This window comes from Mycobacterium sp. PDNC021, assembly GCF_048282635.1.
In the GTDB taxonomy this organism is placed as follows: Bacteria; Actinomycetota; Actinomycetes; order Mycobacteriales; family Mycobacteriaceae; genus Mycobacterium; species Mycobacterium llatzerense.
Window position 1 is genome coordinate 817,300 of sequence record NZ_CP182502.1, and the last position, 15,750, is coordinate 833,049.

The following is a 15,750-nucleotide window of genomic DNA, read 5'->3' on the forward strand; positions in this document are numbered from 1 at the left end:
GACCCTTGTGACGACGACCGCCGAACATCTCCGCTACGCCCTCGACGGGCGTTGGCGCGAGGTGAAAGACCGTATTCGGCAAGAGCTTTCCGTAGACCTGTTCAAGCCGCACTACACCCCGGACACCGCGGTGGCCCGAGCCAAGGTCACCGAACAGATGAAGTACATGGCGTCGCGCGGCGCCGCCGAGGATGCCTTCGCCAAGGGCCATGGCGGCAATGGCGATGCGGGTGCCACCATTGCCCGCATCGAGATGCTCGCCATGAGCGACCTGTCGCTGATGGTCAAGGCCGGGGTGCAGTGGGGCCTGTTCGGCGGCGCGATCGACAATCTGGGCACGGAACGCCATCACGAGGCGTACGTGCGCAAGGCCATCGATCTGGATCTGGTCGGCTGTTTCGGCATGACGGAGACCGGGCACGGCAGTGACGTGCAGTCCCTGGAGACCACCGCCACGTACGATCCGGCCACTCGAGAGTTCGTCATCGATTCCCCGACCCCCACCGCGCGCAAGGACTACATCGGCGGTGCCGCCGAATCTGCCCAGGTGTCAGCGGTTTTCGCGCAGCTGATCACCGGTGGCGAGAGCCAGGGCGTGCATTGCTTCATGGTGCCGCTGCGTGATGAGTACGGCAACGACCTACCCGGTATCCGGACCTCGGACTGTCACTACAAGGGCGGGCTGCCCGGGGTCGACAACGGCCGCATCCAGTTCGATCATGTGCGGATCCCGCGGGAGAACCTGCTCAACCGCTACGGCGACGTCGCCGAGGACGGGACGTACACCTCGCCGATCGACAATCCGAACCGGCGGTTCTTCACCATGCTCGGCACGTTGATCCGCGGCCGGGTGACGGTGGGCGGGAGCGCCGCGGCCGCCGCCCGCGTCGCACTGGACATCGCTACCCGGTATGCGTTGCAGCGCAGGCAGTTCGAGGCGCCGAAGACCGACGACGAAGTCCTCATCATGGACTACCTCGTGCACCAGCGTCGACTGCTGCCGTTGATCGCCAAGTCGTACGCGCTGCAGTTCGCCCAGAACGAGTTGGTGTCCGACCTGCACGATCTGAATGCGGTCGCCGAACCCGACGGCGAGGTACAGCGCGAACTGGAGGCACGGGCCGCGGGACTCAAGGCGGCCGCGACGTGGCATGCCACCCACGCCATCCAGGAGTGCCGCGAAGCCTGCGGCGGCGCGGGTTATCTGGCCGAGAATCGGCTGATCGCGTTGAAGGCCGACACGGACGTGTTCACCACCTTCGAAGGCGACAACCACGTCTTGACGCAGTTGGTAGCCAAGCATCTGCTCACCGAGTACGCCGACGACATCAAGGGTATGAGCCCGTTCGAGTGGGTGAAGTTCGCCACCAGTACGGCCCGTGAGCGCGTGCGCCGGAGCGCCGGTACCGAGACCATCCTGCAGAGCCTGCTCGACACCCGGCAGGACAATGAGGAAGAGGGCAGCCTCTTCAACCGCGGCACCCAGGCGAAGATGTTCGAGGACCGGGCCGACTACCTGCTGTCGACAGTCGCTCGTCGTTTGCAGGCAAACTCCAAGGAGATGAGCCCGTTCGAGGCGTTCAACTCCGTGCAGGACCACGTGCTGCATGCGGCGTCGGCGCACATCGACCGCATCGTGTTCGAGTCCTTCGCTGCCGGCATCGACGCATGCGCGGATCCTGAGGCTCGCGAGATCTTCGGCCTCGTCTGCGATCTGTATGCGCTGTCGGCGATCGAAGAGGACAAGGCCTGGTACATCGAGCACCGCTTCCTGTCCATGGACCGGGCGAAGGCCGTCACCGCCGCGATCAACGACCGCTGCCGCAAGCTGCGGCCCTACGCCGAAGTGCTGGTCGACGGGTTCGGGATTCCCGAGCAATTGCGCTACGCCGAGATGCTGCATCCGGAGCGCATCCCGGACATCTGAGCGGCGAACGTGACAGTCGTTCCGAAAAAAGTGTCCCCCTGGCGGTGGCTGCGCACTCCTAGGTAATGAACGGAGCCCACGAGGGCGCCGACCAGCCAAGGAGAACGCCATGACCGTTGTATCCGTCCGTCGCCGCTCAGCCGCCGCCGCTGCCCTCGTCGCCGCCGGCGCCATCGCCGGCGCGCTCGGCGCGGCGAGCCCGGCAAGTGCCGGAGTCAACAGGTACCTCGCGATCGCGTTCTCACCGGCGACGGGGCAGTGGGGCTACACGCAGAGCCTGTTGGACGCGAACCAGGCCAAGTTCGACGCGGTGGGGTACTGCCTCAACAAGGGCGGTACCGACTGCCGGATCGTGGTGTGGGGCGACAACGAATGTGCCGCACTCGCGACGAGTCCCAACCCGTTCAACCACAGCCCTCATGTGGGGCACGGGCGTGGCTCAGACGCAGAAGGAGGCGGAGACGAAGGCCCGGTTGTCGACGTCGTTCGGTGCCACTGTCGTCCTGTCGTTCTGCTCGCTCGGCACGGAGCACTGACACGAGCAGCAGCTCACAAACTCCGACGTGGGGCGGTAGCTTCGTCCAATACGGATTGCGGACGGTGAAAGGACCTGCCATGGATCTGAAGAAGGCGACGCTCTTCGCGGCGGCAGGCCTGGCGGCGGGCATCCTTGTCGCCCCGGCCGCGCAGGCCGATATCTGCGACCCATCGGTGACCGTCTGTCAGGGCGGTGAAATCAGTGGCCCAACGTCGGTGCCGGCCGCGTCGCCGTCGGTCATCGCGAGCGATGACGAGTTCCCGTTCGGCGACGACGAGTGGTACCTGTATCCCGGCGCGGGCGTGATCAACCACTGGGGTGGCGGCGGCGGGCACCGCTAGGTCGAGCGCAGCTCTCCCTCGACGCGTTTCGTCGGGAGCCGTCAGCTTTCTTTGACGTCAAGGAAAGCTGACGACCGCAGATCGGGAGTGATGGGGTCGCGCCGACATACCGGCCGAGGTCATCGAGCGTCGTCGGCTTGACGTAGGTCAGGGCGCTCCGGTTGCCGGCCACCTCCAGGCGAGTAGGCGTGGCAAGTCGCCACATCGATCACTCGCACACCAACTTTGGCCCCCGATTGGCGCTTATTGACCAACTCGAACTATTTTCCTTGAGGTGATCTCCTCAGCTGTTGGCGTTGTTGCCCGCTGGACTGCTCCTTTCCTCGCTGTTGCCGCCGTCGCGAGCGTGGGCCTGTCCCTCGATCCGGCTCCGCGCGCCGACGCCCCGGCGATCCGCCTGGTCGACGACAGCAACCCGCTGGCCGGCCGGCCCTTCTACGCGGACCCGATCTCGAAGGCCAAGCTGGCCGCGGATCACGCGGACCCGCCCAGCGCCGAGCTCACCGCCATCGCGAACACGCCTCAGGCGTACTGGTTGGACCAGGCGTTTCCCGCCTCAACCGTCGGTGGCACCGTCGCCGGGCTGACCGGCGCCGCGAACGCCGCGGGCGCCACTCCCGTGCTGGTCCTCTACGCCATCCCGCACCGCGACTGTGGCAGTTACGCCGCAGGCGGCTTCGGGTCGGCCGACAGCTACCGGGCGTGGATCGACAGCGTCGCGGCAGGCCTGGGTGGCTCGCCCGCGGCGATCATCGTCGAACCCGACGCCCTCGCCATGGCCGACTGCCTGTCCGCCGGTCAGCGTCAGGAGCGTTTCGACCTGATCCGCTACGCGGTCGAAACCCTGACCCGCGACCCGGCTGCGGCGGTCTACATCGACGCCGGACACTCGCGCTGGGTGAGCGCCGAGACGATGGCCTCGCGGCTCAACGACGTCGGTGTCGCGAAGGCGCGTGGTTTCAGCCTCAACACGACGAACTACTTCACCACCGGTGAGGAAATCGGCTACGGCGAGGCGATCTCCGGACTGACCAACGGCGCGCACTACGTCATCGACACCTCGCGCAACGGCGCCGGGCCGGCCGAGGGCGACCCGATGTACTGGTGCAACCCCGACGGCCGTGCACTGGGTGCCGCGCCGACCACCGACACCGCCGGCGCGCACGCTGACGCGTACCTGTGGGTCAAGCGGGTCGGAGAGTCCGACGGGTCGTGCGGCCGTGGGGAGCCCGGTGCGGGCACCTTCGTGAGGTCGTATGCCATCGACCTGGCTCGCAACGCGGCGCACTGATTACCGCGCGCCGGGACGGAGGTTTCGGCGAAAGGGCGATACCTTGCCGTCATGCATGGGTGTGGCCCTGACTGCGCCGACAGCGTCGACGCGATTTCCCGGCGGACCGCGATTGCCGCCTCGGTGTCCGCACTGTTCGGCGGCGCTGCGTTGGCGACGTCGGCGGGCAGTTCAGCCGAGCCGCGGGGGAGTGAGCTGCCGCAGAACGCACTGATCACGCTCGGGGTGCAGGCGGGTCCGCCGCCGGTGCCCAACCGGACGGGTATCTCGTCGGCGCTCAAGATCGGTGACGACGTCTATCAAATCGACTGTGGCTTGGGCTCTTTGAACGCATTCACCAATGCGGGCCTGAGATTCGACCAGCTGCGCAGCCTCTTCATCACGCACCTGCACACCGATCACATCGTCGACTACTACAGCTTCTTCCTGTCCGGCGGCTACACCGCGTCGCCGGGCAAGGGCGCGGTGACGGTGTACGGGCCGGGCCCGGCCGGTGGTCTGCCGTCCAGCGAGGTCGGCAACCCGAACCCACCGACCGTCGAACCGGCCAACCCCACGCCGGGGATCGCGGCCATGACCGATGCCTTGCACCGGGCTTTCGCCTACACCAGCAACATCTTCATCCGCGACATGGGCACCGACGACATCCAGAGCCTGGTCAACGTGAACGAAGTCGTCGTGCCGCCCGGCTCGGACTACCGGAACAGGTCGCCGCGCACCGACCCCTTCTCGGTGATGGTGGACGACAATGTGCGGGTCACCGCGACCTTGGTGAGCCACTACGACGTCTACCCGGCCTTCGCCTTCCGGTTCGACCTGGTGAAATCTGCTGTGTCGGTGACCTTCTCGGGCGACACGACCAAGTCCGACAACCTGATCGCGCTGGCTCAGGGCACCGACATCCTGGTGCACGAAGCCCAGTTCAGCCTGGCCGACGGCGGTAACAACAGCAGGTTCCCGCCGGGATATCTGGTCCGTTCGCACACCTCCGCCGAGCAGGTCGGTGACGTCGCCGCAGCCGCGGGCGCCAAGCATGTTGTGTTGAGCCACTATTCGCCCACCGACCTGCCTGACTCGAAGTGGCGAGACGCGATCGGCAGCCGTTACCAGGGCAAGATCACCGTCGCGCGCGACGGCCAAGTGTTCGCTCTCTGACCTATCCTCGGCCTATGCATCTGATCGCGCTGGAAGAGCACTACGCCTGGAATCCGGCGAGCGACGGCAACGTGGTCGCGACGTGGCTGGAGTCCAACAACCACACCGGCTTTGACCGGCTCTACGATCGCGGGCCGCTCCGGTTGGAGCAGATGGACGCCGCCGGCATCGACTTCCAGATCCTGTCGCTGTTCGACCCGGGGGTGCAGGAGTACGACGACGCCGCGCTCGCCGTCGACTACGCGCGCCGCGCCAACGACGATCTAGCCGAGACTGTGCGCCAGTACCCCGACCGGTTCGGGGGCTTCGCCACGCTCGCCACCCAGGACCCCGCGGCGGCGGTGGCCGAATTGCGAAGGGCCGTCGTCGATCTCGGGCTGGTGGGCGCCCTCATCAACGGCCACACCCACGGCCGTTACCTGGACGACCCCGCCTATGAGCCGCTGTTCGCCACCGCCGAGACGCTCGGTGTCCCGCTCTATCTGCATCCGACCACCCCACACCCGGCGGTGATGGACGCCTGGTTCGCGCCGTACGTCGACCAGGGTCTGCACCTGGCGTCGTGGGGCTTCGCCGTCGAAGCGGGCACGCACGCGCTGCGGCTGATCTACTCGGGGCTGTTCGACCGCCACCCGAACCTGCAGATGATCCTCGGCCATCTCGGAGAGATGTTGCCGTTCACCGCTTTCCGCACCGATCGGTACTACGGGTTGGGCGGCTCGGGCGGCCACCTGCAGAAGCTGCCGTCGGAGTACCTGCGGAACAACTTCTACTTCACCACGAGCGGCAACTTCTCACCGCCGGCCATGGCGTGCACGTTGTCGGTCATGGGCGCCGACCGCGTCATGTTCTCGGTGGACTACCCGATGGACGACAATGTCGATGGGGCGAACTTCCTGGCGTCCTATCCGATGGACGAGGCGGACCGGCGCCAGGTCGGCTATCAGAATGCGTTGCGGCTCTTCGGAGACCGCATCCCGGCAATCGGCGGCTAGAGCGCGCGGCCCATCCAGCTCAGGTTGAGCGACTTGCCCACCTGGTTGAGTTGGCTGATGGCCTCTTCGATCCGCCGCCGCGGCACCTCGACCCGCCATTCCGGCATCCGGCCGGTCAGCTGCAAGGTTTCCGGACTGAAGCTGACGGACGTCGGCGCGAGTTCGCGAGGCAGCTTCGGCAGCTGAATCCGGTAGGCGGGCAAGCGGTTCGGCAGGTGCTACCGGGCTTTGCGCAGCGCGACCATCCGTGGCTTGACCAACAGTGTCGACCCGTCGATGGTCGCGTCGACCTCGAGGTGACCGATGTCAGGCTTTCGGGCCCAACGGATTTGAGCGACGCCACCGGCGTCGATCTGGCCGAGGAGTCGCGGCGCGGCGCGACCCGGCAGCGACGACGCCTTGTCGATCATCTTGTCGAGCGCCGTGGTGGACATTTCGATGGTCAGGTCGAGCGGTGCCGCAACCAGCACCGGCGTGTTGCTGGGTTTGATGTGCACGTTGTGCAGGACGGCAGTGGCCTTGTCGAATTGCCATCCGTTCCACACGATGTCGGACGCCGAGATGGAGACGTCGCCCAGTTGTCCGACCGACAGACTGCGCATGTCGAGATCGGCGTCGATCGCGGTGACCGTCAGCGTCATCTCGCCGGACTTGAGCTTGACGGTCATCCGGCGACCGACGACCTGCTTTCGCAACGTGTCGAACAGACTCTTGTAGGCCCCGGCCGGCCCGCTGGTGAGCGCACTGCCCGCGGTCGATGACCAGAACGACGACAGTGCGTCCAGCGGCTTGAACGCATCCCAGTTGGGCAGCGCGTCCCAGCTCGGGAACGAGTCCCAGGATGGGAACGGTCCGGAGTTCGCCATGATCAATCATCGCTACTGCGTCAACCGTCGTGACGCGGTGTGTGCCGCTGACCGGGATACCGGACTAGGCGGTGCCCAGCGACTCCCGGAAGCGACGGCCCAGAATTCCGCGCGCCGCGCGGGTCCAGGTGAACCCGACGTGCCCGGCGTTGACCCAGCGCACATAGTCGGCATGCCACGAATCAGCCAGTGCCTCAGACTGTTCCACCGGGATCAGCCGATCCGCCTTGGCGATGAACAGCGTCCGGTCCCGAGGCGCGACGACTGTCGGCAGCGCCAATGGCGACACCACCTGGAAGACGGTCCGGGCATCGTCGGATGCGATGACGTCCCGATACTCCTCGGGCGGGCCGTGGTGGGTCAGCAGCGCCAACGGATCGGCGAACGGCAGCGCCGCGGCGACGGCGTCGAAGCGTTCCAGGCCGGCCAGCACAGTGGACAGGTAGCCACCGAGCGAGACGCCATAGAGGCCCACCGGGGCATCGGTGGTGCTGCGAATCCAGCTCACCAACCGGCGGACATCCCATACCGCCTGGGTGATGCCGTGCAGCATCGAGGTCAGATCCAGCGACAGCAGCTGCCCGTCGGCGGATTCACGTCGGGGGCCGTGCAATGGCGAAATCGGAAGTGCCACATTGTATCCGAGCTTATGGTGTAGGTAGTTGGCCCAGAGCACGTTCAGGTCGAACCGTGACGAACCCATCCCGAAGCCGTGCAGGATGACGACCCACGGCGCGGGGGAGTCGGGGCGGCGCAGCAGCCGGACCGTGACGGTGTCGTTGCGGTCATTGCCGGGCCAACGGTCCGCGCCCAGCTCGAACGACCGGGCGTCGAATTCTGATGCGAAGGACATCGACTCGTGGCGCAGCGGCCCGTTGTGGGTGCTCCAATGCAGGACGTCGGCGTCGTTCAATTTCGGCGGAGTGCGGTGGTACTTCGATGGTTTGGAGACCCAGCCGCGCCTCTTGAACATGGTCGCGGCCTTGTCCAAGTCGGCGGCGAGCCGTTCCGGAGCGGCTGCTGTCGGCAGCTTCGGCTGGCGCAGGCGCATGACGGCGAGTACGGCTTCGTCGATGGCGATGTGCGGGGCCACAGCCATGCGCTCGTTGATGTCCATGCACTCCGGACGGCTCACCATCGGCGGCTCGGGCAACTCATCGTTCCTCAGTGGGGCAGACACCATTGTCTCCTTGATTGGACGATTGATTGGTCGCCTGTTGGTTATTGACCCATCACGTACTTGACGGTGGGGCCGGTGGTCCAGCCGCCGTCGACCGCGATCTCGGCGCCGGTGACGTACGAGGCGGCGCGGGAGAGCAGATAGGTCACGGCACCGGCGATCTCGTCGGCCTCGCCGACGCGACCCATCGGGGTGTTGGGGTAGTTGCCCTCGCCCTGCAGGATGCCGACCTGCGCCGTCATCGGCGAGTAGGTCATTCCGGGATGCACGGAGTTGACCCGGATCCGGTCGGTGCCCAGTTCGACAGCGGCGATCTTGCTGAGGCCACGGACTGCCCACTTGGAGGCGCCGTAGCCGGCGGTCAGAGCCAGGCCCATCAGGCCGGCGGCCGACGAGATGTTGACAATGGAACCGCCACCGGCAGCGCGCATCGGGGCGATGACGGCCTGGATGCCGTTGAAGACGCCGACCAGGTTGACGTCGAGCACGGTGCGGAAGTGATCCAGTGGCTCGTGCTCGATGAACTGGCCGGTGGAGATGCCCGCGTTGTTGACCAGGCCGGTGATCTTGCCGAACTCGGCGACCGTCAGTGCGACGGCGGCGTCCCACTGAGCGCGATCGGTGACGTCGAGGTGCGCGTACCGGGCCGCGTCCCCGAGTTCGGTGGCCAGTTGCTTGCCCTCGTCGTCGAGGACGTCAGCGATGACGACCTTGCCGCCGCCGGCCACGATGTGCCGGGCCATCGACGCACCGAGACCGCGCGAGCCACCGGTGACGATCGCCACCACGTCCGACAAGCTATCCGAATCTGCCATCGCAGCAACTTCCTTTCGACGTCGTCAGGGCGCGGATCGCTGTCGCGTCCGCCCTCGTGGGAAGGCAATCACATCTATTCGGCGCTGCCGGCAGAACTCCCACCCGGTGGGACTGCGGCATCCTTGGGCGCCGGCTCCACCCAGCCGGATGCGGCGAGCAGCCGGTCGAGTTCGGCCTTGGCGCCCTCGAGGATCTCCCACGGGTCCTCGACGAGGTCCGGATCAGCCTGAATGCCGACGTCGACGTTGCCGCCGTAGCTGAAGACGGTGACGTTGATGCCCATGCCGACGGTGAGCGGACCGACCGGCACGATGTGCTCGATCTTGGCGCCGGCCATGTACAGCTGGAGCGGCGGGCCGGGCACGTTCGAGACGATGAGGTTGCTCGCCAGGGGCAGCTTGTCCTCGAGCTTGGCGGCGCGGAAGCCCTTGAACACCAGGTTCAGCAGCACCGGCGGCGCGAAATCGGTGAGGCCGATGGACTGGCCGGCCTGCAGGTCCTCGGCCAGCGCCTTGGCACTGTTCATGCCGTTGTGGATGGCGGACAGCCGCTCGACCGGATCGTCCACGTCAGTGCACATGGAGGCGATCATGGTGTGCACGTGGTTACCGGGGGTTTCGTCGCCCGCGTCGCGCGTCGACATCGGCACGGTCGCCAGGACCGGGGTCTCGGGCAGCGCATCGCGCTTGGTCAGGTACGTGCGCAGCGCGCCGGCCACGACGCTCAGGATCACGTCGTTGACCTTGACTCCGAGCCCGTTCTTGACGTGCTTGATGTGCGCCATCGGCAGCGACGTGTACGCGAAGCTGCGGTGTGAGCTGAGTGCGCCGTTGAAGCTGGTCTTGGGGGCGCTCATCGGGCGTGGCGGCGGATCGTCGCGCCGCAGGTGGCTGATGGTGGTCACCGCGTTGCGGACGGTCTGGCCGAGGTACTGGACGACCTTCGGCGGCGTGCTCGCTGCGGTCAGCGCGCCCTTGGCGAACAGTTCGAGGCTGGAATGGCGCGTCTGCTCGCCCTCGTTGGGCAGGTCCACGATCGGCTTCGTGGCATCCGGCGTGACATCACACAGGACCGACGACAGGCCCGCGCCGGACACACCGTCGACGATGGAGTGGTGGGTCTTGGCGATGAAGGCGACGCGGCCGCCTTCGAGGCCCTCGACGAACCAGCTCTCCCACAGCGGCTGGTTGCGGTTGAGCTGACGGGCCAGGATCTCACCGACAACATCGGCGAGCTCTTTCTCGCCACCGGGAGCGGGGAGTGCCGCGCGGTGGATGTGGTAGTCGAGTTTGAACGCGGGATCATCGACCCACACCGGCCGGTCCAGGCCCAGCGGAACCTCTTGGATCCGGCGCCGGAACGACGGCAGGTAAGGCAGGCGTCGATCCAGGTGATCCCGGAGGTGCTCGAAGTCGAATCCCGGTGCGTCGCTTGGGTCCAGAATCATCAACCCCAGCGTGTGCTGAGGCCATTCGGTGCCCTCCATGGACAAGAACATGGCATCCATGCCGGACAAGCGCTTCACCGAAAACTCCCCTCGCTATACCACGGACGTGTGGCGGCAATAACGTATCGACACGCGAGAGCTTTGCAATTGCTACTTCCCAGTCAGCGAGATTGAAATTCGCCGCCTATCAGCGGTTCTCTGCTATTCAGTGGGTCGCTACCAAGTGAACTGAGTTAGTTGTTGCACTTTTCCTGCAATTGTCGAAAAGACGTACAACTGTCGCATTCGTGTGGAAAACGACAGCTTTATGTCTGTTCGCGAGAAATATCATGAATCCCTTTTGGCGGGGTGATGCTCTGTTCGAACTGGAATATATTGTCCGGGTCGTACGCGGCCTTGATGGCACGCAGCCGGTCGACATTGGCTCCCCAATAGGCGCGTTCCCAATCGGGCATCCCGGCGTTGGGGACGTTGATGTAGGCGCCGGTTATAAAGGGCTGCAAGGCTTCTCCGAACTCGGTGATCCAGGCCAGGCAGGTCGCCGTCAGTGGGTCATCGGATGCGGGAGCACCGCCGCGGACGCCCCACCCCGCGCCGGGTTCGGCATAGAAGAGGGCGTTGCGGTGAGCGTAGGCCGCGCCGCCGCGTGGCTCACTGGTAGTGACTGCACCACCCAGCGCATTGGTGAAGTAGTTGCAGGCGGACGTGGGCGCAGCCGACATGTAGGCGCCGATGAGTTGCACGGCCTCGGGTGGAAACGGGCGAGAGATGAACTGGGATAAGAACTTCCAATTCGCGGGTTCGTCTTCGGCGGGTATCTGAAATCCGGCGTACGTGGCGGCCCAATCCGAGTCTGTCGCCTCGACGCGGGGTGTGCCCACAGCCAGGATCGGCGCCAGGATCTGCAGCGCCTCGGTCTCCGAACCGGACACAAGGACGCCGATCATCGAAATCTGGTCGCGGAGGATCTCCAATTGAGTGGTGAGACGATGATCCAGGAATGGTGCGCACCGTTGCCATGCCTGGAAAACCGCCGGCAGGTCGTCCAGTCCGGACCACGTGGCGACGACATAAATGGTCTGTGCCAGTGGATGAATCGCGTAGGTCAGTGACGTGACGATGCCGAAGTTGCCGTTGCCGGCTCCCCGCAGGGCCCACAACAGATCCGGGTTGGAGTTCAGGTCGGCGGTGACGGACTCGGCGCCGCCGGTGCCTGAGGCGACCACGACCTCAGCGGCGACCAGGTTGTCGCACGCCATCCCGAAGGCGCGGGTGAGTAGCCCGAAGCCGCCGCCGAGCGTCGCGCCGACCAGTCCGACGGTGCCCTCGGTTCCGGTCGCGGTGGCGAAGCCGGCAGCGCCCAGAGCGGCGACCGTCTCGGACTGGTTGAGGCCGGCACCGACCGTGGCGGTCTTGGTGGCGACGTCGACGGCCACCGACTTCATTTCGCTGACGTCGATCACCAGACCGTCGTCGACTGTGGACCAACCTTCGAGGCAGTGCCGTCCGCTGCGCGCGCGGACGGGTACGCCGTGGTGGCGTGCCCATGCCAACGCGTTGACGGCATCCGTTGTGTCCCTGACGAATACGATGGCTGCGGGCCGATTGGTGTAGAGCAGGTTGAATCCGGCGCAAGCCGCGGCGTATTCGGCGTCATCCGCGCACACCACCCGTCCGGTGAGTGTCCCGGGTCGGGCCGATAACGGGATCATCGGTCGGCCGCCGCCACGGCGAATTCGTCGATACCGGGCTCGGTGTCGAGCACCTCGCGATTGAAGACCAACATCTTGACGAAGTATCCGACGCCGATCGCGATGAGGCCGAGCACGATGAAGCTGGGTACCCGCGCGGAATCGGGTGTCACGAGAACGAACAGGGCGAAGACCACCCAGATCAGTGCGACGCCGGCGACGGGCAATTCGAAGCGGCCCAGCCTGAACCCACCTTCCTTGTGCTCCAGACGTTTCCGGACGGCGAGGTACAGCACGACGATGGCTCCGTAGATCAACGCCGGCAGGATCGTCGACGCGATGATCAGCTGGATGAGCGCGTCTCCGCGGAGGGTCGCCATCAGCACAACCCCGACGATCAGAATCAGCAGGGTCGCGGGCACCGGTGTCTGGGTGCGCGGATTGACCCGGCGCATCAGCGCGTGGGCCGGGAAGCGATCGTCACGTGCCATCGCGAAAACCTGCCTCGAGCACGCCGCCATCACCACCATGCCGGCTCCGAACATGGCGAAGGCAATGCCGGCCAACAAGATTCGTTCAGCGACCGATCCGAGCTGCTCGCGGACGATCATGGCGACCGGCGCACCACTGTGGCTCACCGCGGCGACGTCCTTGATCGAGACGGTCAGGGCGATGAGGAACACCAGACCCGCCACACCCGCCGCGACGACCGATGCCACGATGGCGCGCGGCACGCTCCGGAACGGATCCTTGGCCTCCTCGGCCAGGTTCGCGGCGGAGTCGAAACCGACCAGCGTGGTGAGCCCCATGACCATGCCGGCCATCAACCCGCCGCCCACCGCGAAGTAGTCAGGGGACGGCGACGCGATCCCGCGGCTGCTCAGGTTGTCGACATTGCTGTCGCCGGTAACCGCCATGACGATCCCCAGTGCGACCACGATCAGCACGATGATGGCGAGTTCCAGCCCCACCGCGCCGGAGGTGATCAGGCCGAGCAGGCGAGTGGAGGCGATGACCAGGGCTGTCTGCGCGATTAACACCGCGACCGTGATGACTCGTGCGGTGTCTTCGCTGGGGGTCATGCCGAGTAGCGGCATGACAGCCTGACTGGCCAACGCGTTGTCCACGGCCACCACCGCTATCGCGAGGTACCAGAACGAAAGCCAGCCGAACAACCAGCCGACTTTGGGATCGGCCAACCGCGACGCCCACTGATACGACGATCCGCTGAGCGCGATGCGGGCGGCGAACTGCGCGACGACGAGGGCCACGAGCGTCTGTCCGACGGCGACCAGCACCCACAGCCAGATGCCGACTGGGCCCGAAGTATTGAGGAGGTCGTCGTAGGTGCCGAATATCCCGACCGCCACCGACATGAAGGCGAACGAGACCGCGAAGACCTGAAAGCCGCCGAGGGTCCGTTTCAGCTCTGGTGTGTATCCGCAGTCGACGCATTCTTCGTCGGCTGCGGTCTGGACCGCTAGTCGCTCGGTTGTCATGGCTTGCCCCTTCCGTGGCGCCGGCCGTAATTGTCGCCCCCGTCAACCTTGGATGTCGGGAAACCGCAGATGTCGGCAGGTATTGCCGGTCATCGGTGACGCGCGTCCCGCGGGCCCGCATCTCGATCGACGTCACATTTCGTGATGTCGGGTAGCCAATCCGTGACGAATCTTTGACCGAAATATTGACGCGCCGTACGGATTTCGGCGTTCGCCGGCCCATACCATGACGGAGTTCAACCATGCGGCCAGCGCACGAAGGGGTCGGATAGATGCGGGTGTTTGTACACGGTGTCCTTGCTGTGGTCGTGGTCGCCACGACCACCACTGGCGGCGCGCTCGGTATCGAGACGGCAGGCATTCGACTGCCACTGGGCTCGATCATCGAGTCGACGCAGCCGACGCAGGGCGTTCCGGTAGGCGTCGCACATCCGATCGTCGTGACGTTCAAGCGGCCGATCACCAACCGTGCAGCCGCCGAGCTGGCGCTGGACGTGACCTCGACGCCCGCGATGACGGGCAAGTTCGAATGGCTGGATAACAAAGTGGTGCAATGGGTTCCAGATGGTTTCTGGCCCGCGCACAGCACGATCAAGCTGACGGTCGGCGGCCAGCCGATGGCGTTGACGACGGGCCCCGCGGTCATCGGGACCGCGCACATCGCGGATCACACCTTCACCGTCACGATCGACGGTCAGACTCCACCGGATATGCCGGCGCCACACCATCTTCCGCACCTCGGCGAGTCGGGCGTGCTGTTGGCGACCATGGGTCGTCCGGAGTACGAGACGCCGCCTGGCAAGTACACCGTTTTGGCGAAAGACCGCAATGTACTTATGGATTCGAGCAGCGTTGGCATTCCCGTCGATCATCCGGACGGGTACATGACGGAGGTCGAGTTCGCGGTACGGATCAGCCGACGCGGACTGTTCGTGCATTCGGCGCCCTGGGCCGTCGAGTCGATGGGCTTCGAGAACGTCAGCCACGGTTGTATTGGCTTGGCGCCCGCGGGAGCCGAGTGGTACTTCAACACCGTCAACGTCGGCGATCCCGTCATCGTCGAGCCATAGCCTGCGCCGCAGGACAATTCGCATTCTTGCGTCGCGTTGACCCTGAGTCCACGGCGTTCGTCACTCGCACAACTGCGCCCTCAGTACAGGGTCAGCGTGGGGTGACTGTTGACCCTGAATCCACGGCGGTCGTTACTCGCAGAAGTTCGCCCTCAGTGCAGGGTCAACGCCACCAACGCACGAAGCACCCGAGCCGCGAGGGCTCGGGTGCTTCGGTGAAAGCGGTTGTGCAGCTGGATGGTTCAGTTCTGCGGGCCCGGCTGGGTCGGCAGGTTCGGGGTCGGGCCGCCGGCGTCGACGGGACGCAGGGTACGGGCTTCCTTGCCGTCTGCGATGCCGCCCATGTCCATCGGGATCGCGGCGGGAGCCGCGGCGATCGGGATCGGGGCGCCGAGCGGCAAGCCGGCGGGGATGGGTGGCACGACCGGAGGCACGCCTACCGGGACCGGCGGGACCACCGCAGGAACCGGCGGGACTGCTGCCGGGACCACCGGAGCGGCGGCCAGGGGGCCGATGATGCCCGACGATTCAACGGCGGGGGCGGCGCAGGGCGCGGCAGCTGCTGCCGCGGCGGGTGCCCCGGCTGCAGGTGCTGCGGCGCCCGTGTCGCACGCGTATCCGCCGGTCTTGAGTGGGACTGCCGCTGCAGTCGGGCTCACGGCCACGGCGGCAGCGCACACACCGGCGCTGGCAACTACTTTCACAGCGATTCGACCAAAGCTGATCATCACCGGCGTCTCCTTGAACGTGCCCTTAAATTACCAGCGCCGAAAATTTGCGCAGCTGAACCGTAGAGCACCGCGGGAGACGGATTCAAGGCATGTTCTCAATCGGATGCGCGCTCGACACGGGACTGAGCCGCGACCGTGACCGCACCGTTTCAATCGCCTCAAAGTCCTCACAGAAAGGTCTCAAAGGGTAACGGGTTGGCGCT

General features: G+C 65.9%; 15 protein-coding genes. 7 read left to right on the plus strand and 8 right to left on the minus strand.

The genetic code is table 11. The features are described 5' to 3' along the window. Positions 1 to 7: 7 nt before the first annotated feature. The 6 genes from ACNO8X_RS03780 to ACNO8X_RS03805 all read left to right on the plus strand — a co-directional run bounded on the left by ACNO8X_RS03780 (position 8) and on the right by ACNO8X_RS03805 (position 6,247). The gene (locus ACNO8X_RS03780; protein ID WP_418004218.1) at positions 8 to 1,927 is read left to right on the plus strand and encodes an acyl-CoA dehydrogenase; all 1,920 of its coding nucleotides are present in this window, start codon (positions 8 to 10) and stop codon (positions 1,925 to 1,927) included. Positions 1,928 to 2,036: 109 nt separating this feature from the next. Further along, positions 2,037 to 2,531, plus strand: coding sequence for a DUF4189 domain-containing protein (locus ACNO8X_RS03785; protein ID WP_418004219.1), 495 nt, complete (start codon positions 2,037 to 2,039; stop codon positions 2,529 to 2,531). A gap of 11 nt (positions 2,532 to 2,542) precedes the next feature. Next, positions 2,543 to 2,806: a hypothetical protein gene (locus tag ACNO8X_RS03790; protein ID WP_418004220.1), complete on the plus strand. Its 264-nt coding sequence runs from the start codon at positions 2,543 to 2,545 to the stop codon at positions 2,804 to 2,806. A gap of 274 nt (positions 2,807 to 3,080) precedes the next feature. After that, positions 3,081 to 4,097: a glycoside hydrolase family 6 protein gene (locus ACNO8X_RS03795; protein ID WP_418004221.1), complete on the plus strand. Its 1,017-nt coding sequence runs from the start codon at positions 3,081 to 3,083 to the stop codon at positions 4,095 to 4,097. A gap of 51 nt (positions 4,098 to 4,148) precedes the next feature. Continuing rightward, a complete protein-coding gene (locus ACNO8X_RS03800; protein WP_418004222.1) occupies positions 4,149 to 5,252 on the plus strand; it encodes an MBL fold metallo-hydrolase in 1,104 nt (367 codons plus the stop codon). Between the two features lie 14 nt (positions 5,253 to 5,266). After that, a complete protein-coding gene (locus tag ACNO8X_RS03805) occupies positions 5,267 to 6,247 on the plus strand; it encodes an amidohydrolase family protein (RefSeq protein WP_418004223.1) in 981 nt (326 codons plus the stop codon). Here the strand turns inward: ACNO8X_RS03805 and ACNO8X_RS03810 are convergent. The 7 genes from ACNO8X_RS03810 to ACNO8X_RS03840 all read right to left on the minus strand — a co-directional run bounded on the left by ACNO8X_RS03810 (position 6,244) and on the right by ACNO8X_RS03840 (position 13,746). Continuing rightward, entirely contained in the window at positions 6,244 to 6,450 is a 207-nt protein-coding gene (locus ACNO8X_RS03810; protein WP_418004224.1) for a hypothetical protein, read from the minus strand. The two genes, ACNO8X_RS03805 and ACNO8X_RS03810, sit on opposite strands and share 4 nt — an antisense overlap. A gap of 15 nt (positions 6,451 to 6,465) precedes the next feature. Continuing rightward, positions 6,466 to 7,113: a hypothetical protein gene (locus ACNO8X_RS03815; protein WP_418004225.1), complete on the minus strand. Its 648-nt coding sequence runs from the start codon at positions 7,111 to 7,113 to the stop codon at positions 6,466 to 6,468. A gap of 64 nt (positions 7,114 to 7,177) precedes the next feature. After that, on the minus strand, positions 7,178 to 8,296 hold the full coding sequence (locus ACNO8X_RS03820; protein WP_418004226.1) for an alpha/beta hydrolase: 1,119 nt from the start codon (positions 8,294 to 8,296) through the stop codon (positions 7,178 to 7,180). 38 nt (positions 8,297 to 8,334) lie between these two features. After that, positions 8,335 to 9,108, minus strand: coding sequence for an SDR family oxidoreductase (locus ACNO8X_RS03825; RefSeq protein WP_418004227.1), 774 nt, complete (start codon positions 9,106 to 9,108; stop codon positions 8,335 to 8,337). Positions 9,109 to 9,182: 74 nt separating this feature from the next. After that, positions 9,183 to 10,634 (minus strand): WS/DGAT/MGAT family O-acyltransferase, encoded by a 1,452-nt coding sequence (locus ACNO8X_RS03830; protein WP_418004228.1) that lies wholly within the window; start codon positions 10,632 to 10,634, stop codon positions 9,183 to 9,185. Between the two features lie 227 nt (positions 10,635 to 10,861). Further along, a complete protein-coding gene (locus ACNO8X_RS03835) occupies positions 10,862 to 12,268 on the minus strand; it encodes an FAD-binding oxidoreductase (protein ID WP_418004229.1) in 1,407 nt (468 codons plus the stop codon). Then, positions 12,265 to 13,746: an APC family permease gene (locus tag ACNO8X_RS03840; RefSeq protein WP_418004230.1), complete on the minus strand. Its 1,482-nt coding sequence runs from the start codon at positions 13,744 to 13,746 to the stop codon at positions 12,265 to 12,267. Before ACNO8X_RS03840 ends, ACNO8X_RS03835 begins: the two co-directional genes overlap by 4 nt. Positions 13,747 to 14,018: 272 nt before the next feature. On the opposite strand from ACNO8X_RS03840, the gene ACNO8X_RS03845 reads away from it, so the two are divergent. Beyond that, the gene (locus ACNO8X_RS03845; RefSeq protein WP_418004231.1) at positions 14,019 to 14,816 is read left to right on the plus strand and encodes a L,D-transpeptidase; all 798 of its coding nucleotides are present in this window, start codon (positions 14,019 to 14,021) and stop codon (positions 14,814 to 14,816) included. Positions 14,817 to 15,058: 242 nt separating this feature from the next. Here the strand turns inward: ACNO8X_RS03845 and ACNO8X_RS03850 are convergent, their stop codons facing one another. After that, positions 15,059 to 15,475, minus strand: coding sequence for a hypothetical protein (locus tag ACNO8X_RS03850; RefSeq protein ID WP_377041984.1), 417 nt, complete (start codon positions 15,473 to 15,475; stop codon positions 15,059 to 15,061). Between the last annotated feature and the right edge of the window lie 275 nt (positions 15,476 to 15,750).

Bases quoted from the DNA above. Each gene is read 5' to 3' on its own strand.
- ACNO8X_RS03785 (WP_418004219.1), top strand. From the start codon at position 2,037: ATGACCGTTGTATCCGTCCGTCGCCGCTCAGCCGCCGCCGCTGCCCTC.
- ACNO8X_RS03790 (WP_418004220.1), top strand. From the start codon at position 2,543: ATGGATCTGAAGAAGGCGACGCTCTTCGCGGCGGCAGGCCTGGCGGCG.
- ACNO8X_RS03800 (WP_418004222.1), top strand. From the start codon at position 4,149: ATGCATGGGTGTGGCCCTGACTGCGCCGACAGCGTCGACGCGATTTCC.
- ACNO8X_RS03805 (WP_418004223.1), top strand. From the start codon at position 5,267: ATGCATCTGATCGCGCTGGAAGAGCACTACGCCTGGAATCCGGCGAGC.
- ACNO8X_RS03815 (WP_418004225.1), bottom strand. From the start codon at position 7,113: ATGGCGAACTCCGGACCGTTCCCATCCTGGGACTCGTTCCCGAGCTGG.
- ACNO8X_RS03820 (WP_418004226.1), bottom strand. From the start codon at position 8,296: ATGGTGTCTGCCCCACTGAGGAACGATGAGTTGCCCGAGCCGCCGATG.
- ACNO8X_RS03825 (WP_418004227.1), bottom strand. From the start codon at position 9,108: ATGGCAGATTCGGATAGCTTGTCGGACGTGGTGGCGATCGTCACCGGT.
- ACNO8X_RS03835 (WP_418004229.1), bottom strand. From the start codon at position 12,268: ATGATCCCGTTATCGGCCCGACCCGGGACACTCACCGGACGGGTGGTG.
- ACNO8X_RS03840 (WP_418004230.1), bottom strand. From the start codon at position 13,746: ATGACAACCGAGCGACTAGCGGTCCAGACCGCAGCCGACGAAGAATGC.
- ACNO8X_RS03845 (WP_418004231.1), top strand. From the start codon at position 14,019: ATGCGGGTGTTTGTACACGGTGTCCTTGCTGTGGTCGTGGTCGCCACG.